This window comes from Burkholderia anthinoferrum (assembly GCF_002925705.1).
GTDB lineage: Bacteria > Pseudomonadota > Gammaproteobacteria > Burkholderiales > Burkholderiaceae > Burkholderia > Burkholderia semiarida.
This window is the reverse complement of the sequence record NZ_LFZP01000057.1, coordinates 163,910-173,316: the sequence shown is the minus strand read 5'-3', so window position 1 is coordinate 173,316 and position 9,407 is coordinate 163,910. Positions and strand designations below refer to the sequence as shown.

Sequence of the window (9,407 nt, the reverse complement as noted above, 5' to 3'; positions counted from 1 at the left end):
TCTGGACCGCGTCAGCCGATTCCATCCTCGAAAAGCTGCATCGACTTTGCTCGCGAATCAGCGGAACAGGACACTAGATAAAGACAGAATGAGTGCCGGGAGCGCGGCTAGCGTCAGGCTTGTTACGTGGTGCGCCGGGATGGTAGCTCGGATATAACGGGGGAAACGAGCGATGGTGTCGAAAAGCCTCCGCAGAGCGACGGCAGACGATGTCCCGGTACTGACACAGATCCGGAACGATGCACATGCAAAGAAGGTCGCGCATGGCGACCACGTATGGGGCAAGGAACGCGACGGCTTCTCCGAACGGTGGGTACGAAACCACGTCGCAGAGAAAGCCGTGTACGTCGTCGAACAGGATGGCACGCTGGTCGGAACGTTCTCGCTCGACTTCGACGAGGACAGGCACTGGGGGCCTCAAGCGCCGATTGCAGGCTACGTGCACGGCCTCTGTGTGCGGCAGGGTTTCAACGGGCTCGGGCTCGGCAGCTTCATGCTCGGCTGGTGCGCTCATGAGGTGAGCCGCTTGAACCGGCGTTTGCTTCGACTCGACTGCGGCGCTGAAAACACGAAACTCTGTGCTTACTACGAGTCGCTGGGCTTTGTCCGCGTCGGATTGAAAACGGACGGTATTGTCTGGTCTCTTTACGAAAAGCCTGTCAATTCGACCCACTGATGATTGCGGTGGTCCGGCAGCAAACATAGGCGACGAATTCCACGTCAGCCGGGGTCGCACGATCGAACATCATGCGTTCGCGAACGTTCGACATCATCTGAAGCCGCGTCACCGTTACCCTGCTACGCCGGCAAAAGGCCCGCTTTACGATAATTGTCGATCAGCGCGTCATAGAGGGAGAGATCGGCGCGACTCCGCGCGATGAGCTGAGCGCCGGCGATGGCGGCGAAGATTGCCCGCGCCCGCTGTTTGCTTTCCCGGGCGCTGACCACCGCCGCTGCGGATAGAACCTTGCTCAACCACGCCACGTTCACGTCTGCGAAGGCCAGGACTTCTTTCATCACGACTTCCGGCAGATCGTCGGTTTCGGCGGCCATGAAGCTGCAAAGACACAGGCGGTTGCCGGTCTCGAGCGCCTTGCGGAAGGTATCCGGATAGCGGCGCAGGCAGTCCAGCGGATCGCGCGATCGGGCCAGCATGTCGTCTAGCGCCGCCGCGGAATCCTCCCAGTAACGCCTCGCCACCGCGGCGCCGAGATCGGCCTTGCTTTCGAAGTGGTGGTAGATGCTCGCGGCCTTGATCCCCACCTCGCTGGCGAGATCCCGATAGTTCAACCCGCCGTAGCCGTGCGTCTGCGCGAGCCTCGTGGCGGCTGCCAGAATTCTTTCTCTCGAGTTCGAGCTCGCGTCGTTCGTCACTGCTTCAGTCTCCGCGCACGGGAAATGGGTGTTGACACTCCGGATTGTACCTTATATGGTTAACCTAACAAACGTTAGGTAGTTTTCGCCGGCGACGTGTTTTCACGTCGTCCGATCCAGTGCAACCGACTACGGAGCGCCCCTGCAATGACTTCCAGTAACGTCGACTTCGACACAGCCCAACTGCCCATGATGAAGATCCACGATTTCCCGACAGGGCCCTATCCGACACGCGTGCGCATTGCACTGGCCGAAAAGGGGCTGCAATCGCGCGTCCAGTTCGTGATGGTCGATCTTTACAAGGGCGAGCATAAAAAGCCCGAGTTCATCGCCGGCAAGAATTATTCGGGTACGTTGCCGGTGCTTGAACTCGATGATGGAACCTGCATTGCCGAGTGCACGGCCATCACCGAGTACCTCGACACGCTCGATGGCGTACCCACGCTCACCGGCAGCACGCCACGCGAAAAGGGCGTCATCCACATGATGAGCAAGCGCGCCGAGCTGGAATTGCTCGACGCGATCAGCGTCTATTTCCATCACGGCACGCCGGGGCTGGGGCCCGACGTCGAGACGTATCAAAACCCGGAGTGGGGATTCCGTCAACGCGACAAGGCGTTGAGGGGCATGCGCTACTTCGATGCCGTTCTGCAACGGCAACCGTATGTTGCGGGCGAGACGTTCTCGATGGCCGACATCACCGTCATCGGTGGTTTGATCTTTGCGATGCTCGTGAAGCTGCCAGTGCCTGAGGAATGCGAAGCGCTTCGAGCCTGGTACGCGAGAATGCTGGCGCGTGAGGGCGTCAGGAACCAACCGGTGTTTGCGATGCTGGCCTGAGCTGCCCCTGCATCGGTCGATAACGGGCGGATGAGGCGAGCGAACGGATGACCGCGCTACCGCGTCAAGCGATACAAAACATCGGGACAACCCTCCTCGTTTCTGCTTCCGTCGCTGTACGCAATGGCAACGAACCCGTGCTGCTCGTAAAACGCAGCAGCATCGTGGTTCATTTGGAACGTATGGAGCTGGAGCGTGCCGTCCGTTTGCGACTTCACCGATTCCAGCAGGGCAGTGCCGATCCCTTGCCGTTTGAATTCAGGGCACACGTACAGTTGCTCGAGCCATGTCACGCCGTCGGTGACGGCGTGTGCGGCCATGCCGATGATGTGGCCATCGTTCACGGCAACGGTAACATTGCCCGACGGAACAAGCATGTTGGCAACCCAATCGCGGACGGCCGCTTCGGCGTGCGCGAGTGGCGCGTAGGATGCCAGCGTGTCGCGCGACCGAAGATAGACGTCGGCCACCGCCGCGGCATCGGCCATCGTCGCGCGACGCAAGATCAGGGGCATGGTTCGGCCACTCCGAAGTCGTCAAGGAATGCTCGACGATAGCAGCATGGCATCGAACTTCCAAGGTCGTGTGGAATGCTGCTGAAGGGGGCGGCTGAAATCGGCAAGTCCGCGTAATATATCGAGTTGGCAGCACGGACGATTGACGCAGCGTCCGGCCAGAAGTGGCGGGTGGGTGTCTTTCCGTGGACGACCGCTTCAGGCTGATTGCAATCGGTCGGGCTGGTACGCCCATTACGCCCATTCGGCCGCTAGAAGGGCGAACAGACGTTGACCGACCGGCCAACGGGGCATTGCATTGCTCAGCGCGTTCTTGGCGGTCACACCCAAAATCACGGTGACGTCACGACACTGAACCACGCAGATGAAGCCCGCGATGCCCCATCGGTAGTGCACCGAAGCGTGCATAACATGTGCGCCTTGACGTCGACCGGCGTGCTGTTCATGGCCACGCGGAAGGCTGCACCACAACACCATGCACATGATGCCGTTGGCCATCGACCATGATGGACAATTGTTCACCGGTGCCCGTCACTGTCGTGCAGTCGGGCGCAAGACGCGGGCAACCCATCGCCCGACGTTTCGCCGCCGAGCGAAGGAACGGTCGAAGGCGCGCGCGCGAGCCCGATAGAGAGCGGGAGGTCGATGACAGGCAGAATAAACAGACACGATCAGCGCTCGAACATCATTGGGAAGATCTACGAACCACGACAATTTCACTCAGCGCGAGCGTGCTCGCGGGCCGGTTCAGCGAATCCGCAGGAGGAGCGACGAAAGTCACGAATAATTCAACGACGTTCAAGTTGCCACATCCTGACGGCGCCGCCGGCGCACGCCCAACAATCCGTCGTTCTTCGCTACCGAATTGTCGGGCGCTGATCGCTCACCGCGGCTGTAACGATCCGGGCTTCAAAGCCCCAATTCGCTCAGTCCCGGATGATCGTCCGGCCGACGGCCCAAGGGCCAGTGATACTTGCGCTCGGATTCCTTGATCGGCATATCGTTGATGCACGCATAGCGGCGTTGCATCAGGCCATCCTCGCCGAACTCCCAGTTCTCGTTGCCATAGGAGCGGAACCAGTTGCCCGAGTCGTCGTGCCATTCATAGGCGTAGCGCACGGCAATGCGATTGCCGCCGAACGCCCACAGTTCCTTGATCAGACGATACTCGTGCTCCTTCTTCCACTTGCGCTCGAGGAACGCCTGCGCTTCCGCTCGGTTGTTCGCGAACTCTGTGCGATTGCGCCATTTCGTGTCGAGCGAATAGGCGAGCGCGACCTTGGCGGCGTCACGCGAATTCCAGCCGTCTTCCGCGAGACGGACTTTCTCGATGGCTGTCTCCAGCGTGAACGGCGGAAGCGGCGGACGAATTCCCTGCTGTTGAGTCGACATGACGGCTCTCCTTTTCAGATTAGCGATTGCACTGCGTGCGTCGCGGATCGCCCGACCCGCGATGCGATGAACTCAGACCGGCTTGGCCGGCAGATATCTCGTTGAAACCTGAGAACCCTTTGACGATCTCCTTCAGAATCGGCCTCGTCGTGTGCGCTGATTTCATGCATCAAGAATGGACGCGAATTTCGATAGTGTCGAAGACCGGCTTGCGATAGAGTCGATAGGAAGATCCAATAGTTAGGTGGAGTCCCGTGCTACTACGTCATATCCGTTACTTCCTTGCAGTGGCAGAACAGCGGAATTTCACGCGCGCTGCCGAGGCGCTTCATGTGTCGCAGCCGACCCTATCGCAGCAGATTCGGCAGCTCGAGGACACCTTGGGAACACAGCTGTTCGATCGTTCAGGCAGAACCGTTCAACTGACCGACGCGGGAGAAGCGTGGATGCGTTACGCCAAGCTCGCGCTACAGGACCTTGACGCAGGGGTGAGGGCGATACACGACGTGGCGGAACTGAGCCGGGGCAGCCTGCGTTTCGCAGTAACGCCGACCTATACGGCATCCTTGGTCGGGCCGATCGTCGATGGCTTCCACCAACTGCATCCTGGCATCAGGATCGATATTCGCGAACTCACACAGGATCAGATGGAGGCGCAGCTTGCAGACGACAAACTTGATATCGGTGTCGCATTCCATCCGGCCTTGTCGGTCGACATCGAAAGCCAACCCCTCTTCGCGGAGACGCTGAGCTTGGTGGTAGGCCGCAGCCACCCGCATGCCGCACGCCGTAAAGCACTCGCGGGGCATGACTTTGGCAAGGAGCCGTTGGTCTTGCTGAACGACACATTCGCGACACGTCGGTTCATCGACGAGCATTTTGCGCGTCACTCTATTCGACCGCTTGTCGTAATCGAAGTGGATACGATCGGTGCAATCGTTGAAATCGTGCGTCGCGGGCAGCTTGCGACGGTTCTCCCTGATCACATCGCACACGTACAAGAGGGCCTACATCGCGTGCCGCTTGATCCCCCTCTGCCAACGCGCACGGCCGCCGTTTTAGAGCGCAGGGGTGCGTATCGCACTGCGGCAAGCAGGGCGTTCTTACAACTGCTGACTGAGCGGTTCGGAAAGCCGACGTGACCTTCATCGACGCTGACAAAGACATCGACGGCGTCACGGAGTTGATTGACCTGCATCGAAGCTGATAGTCAAACCGTCAACCGCGTGCTCGCTGGCCGTAGATCCGGTGGATAGCGACGTTCTCCGCGTTTCCGCGCGCGATGCGTTCGCGTAACAGAAGACGGATGTCGGCGCGAAGGTTCTGCGATTGCGCCTTCAAAAGCTTGCAATGTCAGAAGTGGTTCACGAGGCTGCGGCTCACTTCCTCCGCTTGGCCTTCGCCGGCCTGCATTAGTGGAACCACCGGACGAGATTCGCGCACAATCCGACCAAACCAGCAGTACCAGTGAACTTCGACACACGCCCAACAATCCGTCGTTCTTCGCTACCGAATTGTCGGGCGCTGATCGCTCACCGCGGCTGTAACGATCCGGGCTTCAAAGCCCCAATTCGCTCAGTCCCGGATGATCGTCTGGCCGACGGCCCAAGGGCCAGTGATACTTGCGCTCGGATTCCTTGATCGGCATATCGTTGATGCACGCATAGCGGCGTTGCATGAGGCCATCCTCGCCGAACTCCCAGTTTTCGTTGCCATAGGAGCGGAACCAGTTGCCCGAGTCGTCGTGCCATTCATAGGCGTAGCGCACGGCAATGCGATTGCCGCCGAACGCCCACAGTTCCTTGATCAGACGATACTCGTGCTCCTTCTTCCACTTGCGCTCGAGGAACGCCTGCGCTTCCGCTCGATTGTTCGCGAACTCTGCGCGATTGCGCCATTTCGTGTCGAGCGAATAGGCGAGCGCGACCTTGGCGGCATCGCGCGAATTCCAGCCGTCTTCCGCGAGACGGACTTTCTCGATGGCCGTCTCCAGCGTGAACGGCGGAAGCGGCGGACGAATAGCGGCGGGTGAAGTCATTTCGGATCTCCTTGTGGGGGACAGCGCGTTGTTGGTGCTCGACGTGGAGCGCGGCCCCGCCATCGTGCAGCCCGAGAGGGCAAGGCCGCCCGAAGCGAGCGCGGCACCGGTGCTCAGCAAGAACTTTCGTCTTTGCATCATGGGTTCAGAACGGCTTGGTCGGCAGATACTTGCCGTTGAGCGTGATGACGGCACGCTCGCCACCTTCCGGGTCCGGAACCTTCTGGATATCGAGTTTGAAGTTGATCGCGCTGATGATGCCGTCGCCGAATTTCTCGTGAACCAGCGCCTTCAACGTCGTGCCGTACACCTGCACCATTTCGTAGAAGCGGTAGACGGTCGGATCGGTCGGCACGCCACCCGGAATGCTGCCGCGCACCGGAATGGTTTGCAGCAGGCGAACGGCGTCGTCGTCGAGCCCGAGGCGTTCGGCGACGAGCTTCGCCGCATTCTCCGGCAGCGTATGCTGACCGAGCAGCGCGGCTGTCGTGTATGCGAGGCTCAGGCCCGTGCCTTCGTTGATGGCTTCGAACGTGAGGTTCTTGCGCACCTTCGCGTCGACGATCGTTTCCGTCAAAGCTTCGCGTGCGTTCGGTGTGACTTGCGATTGGGTCATGATGTTGCTCCTTGAGTAAATCAACCTGGTGAGATCGGCGTCGGTGTGACGAGCCGGGAATCAGAGCGCAGCCGCGCACTCGGCGGGCGTCGCGGTGACATCGGGATGCGCGGCGAGCGGCACGAACTGGCGAGTCGCCGCGTCGAGCGCGTAGATCGAGCCGGATTCGATGTCGTAGACCCATCCGTGCAAATTGAGGCGGCCTTGCGCGAGTCCCAGTGCAACGGAGGGATGGGTCTTGAGGTTGTCGAGCTGTGCGATGACGTTCTCGCGCACCATCGAATCGACGCGCTCGCGCTCGCTCGCATGTTCACGCGCCTCGTTGACGAGCTTCGCCGAGTCGGCGTAGCGCAGCCAGTTCGCGACGGCGGGCATATGGTCGAGGCACTTGCACGTCGCGACGGCCGTCATCGCGCCGCAGTCCGAATGGCCGCATATCACCACATCCGTCACGCCGAGCGCGGCCACTGCATATTCGACGGTCGCCGAAACGCCGCCCGGCTCGGGACCGAACGAAGGCACGATGTTGCCGGCATTGCGGATCACGAACAGATCGCCCGGTTCGCGCTGAGTGACCAGTTCGGGAACCATGCGGCTATCGGAACAGGAAATGAACAGGGTGCGCGGCGTCTGGCTGGTGGCCAGCTTGCGGAACAACTCCCTGCGCGCGGGCATGATGTCCCGTTGAAACTTCAGAAAACCGTCGATGATCTCTTGCATGGTCAGCTCCATTCAGTCTGGCGTTCGCCGCCGCGTCGGTCAGTGCGATGCGTTGAACAGAGAATGGGCCCGTTCCGTCATAGTGTCCAAGACGGGTTTATGATGCTAACCATAGGAAAGACCAATTGTTGTCGGGCACGAAGAAATTCGCCGTGCTGCTGCGTGGTATCCGTTACTTCCCGGCCGTCCCGGAACACGGCAATTTCACGTGCGCCGCCGAGGCACTGCACGTTTCGCAGTCCACGCTGTCGGAGCAGATACGCCGACTGGAAGGCACGCTGCGCACTCAGCGGCTAGACCGTTCAGGGCGGAACGTGCAACTCATGGATGCCGGCGCGGCGGGGATGCGCTATGCGAAATCCGTGCTATGGGATCTGGATGCGGGCGGGCGATACATGACGTCGGCGAACTGAAGGCTCGGCAGACGAGTGATGACGAATCGATGATTTTTTCTGCCGACACCGCGAGTCACTGTCCGGCCGGGCAATGGGTGCCCGCGATGCTGGAAGGCGTATGGAGGCAAGCCACAAGCGCTCACGAACAGTAAGATCCGCTTCGTTTGCGCCGTAGCCGGTGTTGTATACGTTGAGCAAGCATATCGGCAGTCGAGATCTCCTCCTGGTCATTCGGCTGTTGGCCTTCGTGAAGAGCAAGCGCTGCCCCAATACCAACGGAGACTGCGGCGGCTCAACATCGGAGGACCGGTTCATGGTGAACAAGGGTCATTGGCGCGAACGATGCGAAGCGCCGCTCAGGGTCCTTTGGAGCCGGTAACGGACCACCGCCGCATGTGGCAACATTGCGGCCATCGCTACATCACACCACCGTGCTGACTGATCGATCCATCGGAGGGAACTCATGTTTGACCACGTCAAATTCGGCGTCAGCGACTACGCCGCCAGCAAGGCGTTTTTCCTGAAGGCGCTTGAACCGCTGGGCGCCGAAATTGTCGGGGAAGGTGAGCCGTCGTACGGGATCGAGATCGGGCTGCCCAGCAAGTCTTCACTGTGTTTGTTCCCGACCGACGAGAAGCCGGCGCCTCTCCACATCGCGTTCGCGGCCGACACGCGGCAGCAAGTCGATGCGTTCCATCGCGCGGCGCTGGAGGCCGGCGGGAAAGACAATGGCGCGCCCGGGCTACGGCCGCATTATCACGCGAACTACTACGCGGCGTTCGTCATCGGTCCGGATGGACACAATATCGAGGTGGTGTGTCATCGGGCGGAGGGGTGATGCGCTGGATCGGTAAAACGCTCGCGGCGATCGCAAGCATGGCGCTCGTCGGCATCGCCTGCGTTCAAGCAGCGCCCCGCGAAACGGCATTCCCGCGCTTCACGCAAACCGAAGGCAAGCTCGATGCCGACGGGCTTCCGCTGTCAGGCGTGAAGCTCTGCGCGCTGCCCGACCGTGCGCCGTGCTTCGAGATGCCGCCGGCGCCGCTTCCTCATTCCTCGAAGGAGCTATACCAGTTCGGCCTGAATCCACGGTCCGAGCGGTTACCGATTGCATCGGGCGGCTCGTGGGTGTTCTTCTCGGGGATGTTCTCGGGCGGCGGCAGCGGGATGCTGGAGCGTGTGGCCGTGCTGCGTGTCGGCGCGAACGGCAAGATCGAGAACCTGATGCCGATCGTCACCGAAACGGAAATGGCCGACCGCGCGATGTGGAACTTGCCGGAGGTGTCGCCGTATCCGCTGTTCGTCCGAGCCGATTACGTATGGGGCAAGGACGAGGATCATTTCGGTCAGCACTTCTTCGACGTCGACGCGTGGATGTTCGATCCCGCCGCCAATCAATACGTGAAGCGCTTTTCCTACCGCACGAGCAAACGCTACGACAGGGGCGAGGGCGCGGACCACGTGTTGACCGCCGAGCGTCCGGAGATCCTGCGGCGCCTTGCCGCCGGCAAGTAACG

Annotated in this window: 12 protein-coding genes; 6 read left to right on the top strand and 6 right to left on the bottom strand. The window is 60.7% G+C overall.

Features of this window, described 5'->3' with window-relative positions; translation table 11 throughout:
• The first annotated feature begins 172 nt into the window (after nt 1-172).
• Complete coding sequence (locus C5F75_RS28090; RefSeq protein WP_089465365.1) at nt 173-676, top strand: GNAT family N-acetyltransferase; 504 nt, start codon at nt 173-175, stop codon at nt 674-676.
• A gap of 122 nt (nt 677-798) precedes the next feature.
• Here C5F75_RS28090 and C5F75_RS28085 read toward each other — a convergent pair whose 3' ends face one another.
• Entirely contained in the window at nt 799-1,374 is a 576-nt protein-coding gene (locus C5F75_RS28085; RefSeq protein WP_104013056.1) for a TetR/AcrR family transcriptional regulator, read from the bottom strand.
• 147 nt (nt 1,375-1,521) lie between these two features.
• Here C5F75_RS28085 and C5F75_RS28080 point away from each other — a divergent pair, with 147 nt between their 5' ends.
• Entirely contained in the window at nt 1,522-2,214 is a 693-nt protein-coding gene (locus C5F75_RS28080; protein WP_104013055.1) for a glutathione S-transferase, read from the top strand.
• 56 nt (nt 2,215-2,270) lie between these two features.
• Here C5F75_RS28080 and C5F75_RS28075 read toward each other — a convergent pair whose 3' ends face one another.
• A complete protein-coding gene (locus tag C5F75_RS28075; RefSeq protein WP_104013054.1) occupies nt 2,271-2,729 on the bottom strand; it encodes a GNAT family N-acetyltransferase in 459 nt (152 codons plus the stop codon).
• Between the two features lie 909 nt (nt 2,730-3,638).
• Nucleotides 3,639-4,121, bottom strand: coding sequence for a nuclear transport factor 2 family protein (locus tag C5F75_RS28070; RefSeq protein WP_104013053.1), 483 nt, complete (start codon nt 4,119-4,121; stop codon nt 3,639-3,641).
• A gap of 254 nt (nt 4,122-4,375) precedes the next feature.
• Between C5F75_RS28070 and cynR the strand changes: the two genes are divergently transcribed.
• Nucleotides 4,376-5,263: a transcriptional regulator CynR gene (gene cynR, locus C5F75_RS28065; protein WP_104013052.1), complete on the top strand. Its 888-nt coding sequence runs from the start codon at nt 4,376-4,378 to the stop codon at nt 5,261-5,263.
• 416 nt (nt 5,264-5,679) lie between these two features.
• Here cynR and C5F75_RS28060 read toward each other — a convergent pair whose 3' ends face one another.
• The 3 genes from C5F75_RS28060 to C5F75_RS28050 form a co-directional block, all read right to left on the bottom strand.
• Nucleotides 5,680-6,159 carry a nuclear transport factor 2 family protein gene (locus tag C5F75_RS28060; protein ID WP_010808884.1) on the bottom strand — a complete coding sequence of 160 codons (480 nt, stop codon included), beginning with the start codon at nt 6,157-6,159 and terminating at the stop codon, nt 5,680-5,682.
• A gap of 145 nt (nt 6,160-6,304) precedes the next feature.
• The gene (gene cynS, locus C5F75_RS28055; RefSeq protein ID WP_104013051.1) at nt 6,305-6,775 is read right to left on the bottom strand and encodes a cyanase; all 471 of its coding nucleotides are present in this window, start codon (nt 6,773-6,775) and stop codon (nt 6,305-6,307) included.
• 60 nt (nt 6,776-6,835) lie between these two features.
• A complete protein-coding gene (locus tag C5F75_RS28050) occupies nt 6,836-7,495 on the bottom strand; it encodes a carbonic anhydrase (RefSeq protein ID WP_104013061.1) in 660 nt (219 codons plus the stop codon).
• 128 nt (nt 7,496-7,623) lie between these two features.
• Between C5F75_RS28050 and C5F75_RS28045 the strand changes: the two genes are divergently transcribed.
• From C5F75_RS28045 to C5F75_RS28035, 3 genes are all read left to right on the top strand, one after another.
• The gene (locus tag C5F75_RS28045; protein ID WP_407641363.1) at nt 7,624-7,908 is read left to right on the top strand and encodes a LysR family transcriptional regulator; all 285 of its coding nucleotides are present in this window, start codon (nt 7,624-7,626) and stop codon (nt 7,906-7,908) included.
• A 445-nt stretch (nt 7,909-8,353) separates the two neighbouring features.
• Complete coding sequence (locus C5F75_RS28040; RefSeq protein WP_104013050.1) at nt 8,354-8,728, top strand: VOC family protein; 375 nt, start codon at nt 8,354-8,356, stop codon at nt 8,726-8,728.
• Entirely contained in the window at nt 8,728-9,405 is a 678-nt protein-coding gene (locus C5F75_RS28035) for a hypothetical protein (protein WP_104013049.1), read from the top strand. The genes C5F75_RS28040 and C5F75_RS28035 overlap by 1 nt, the downstream gene beginning before the upstream one ends.
• Nucleotides 9,406-9,407: the final 2 nt, after the last annotated feature.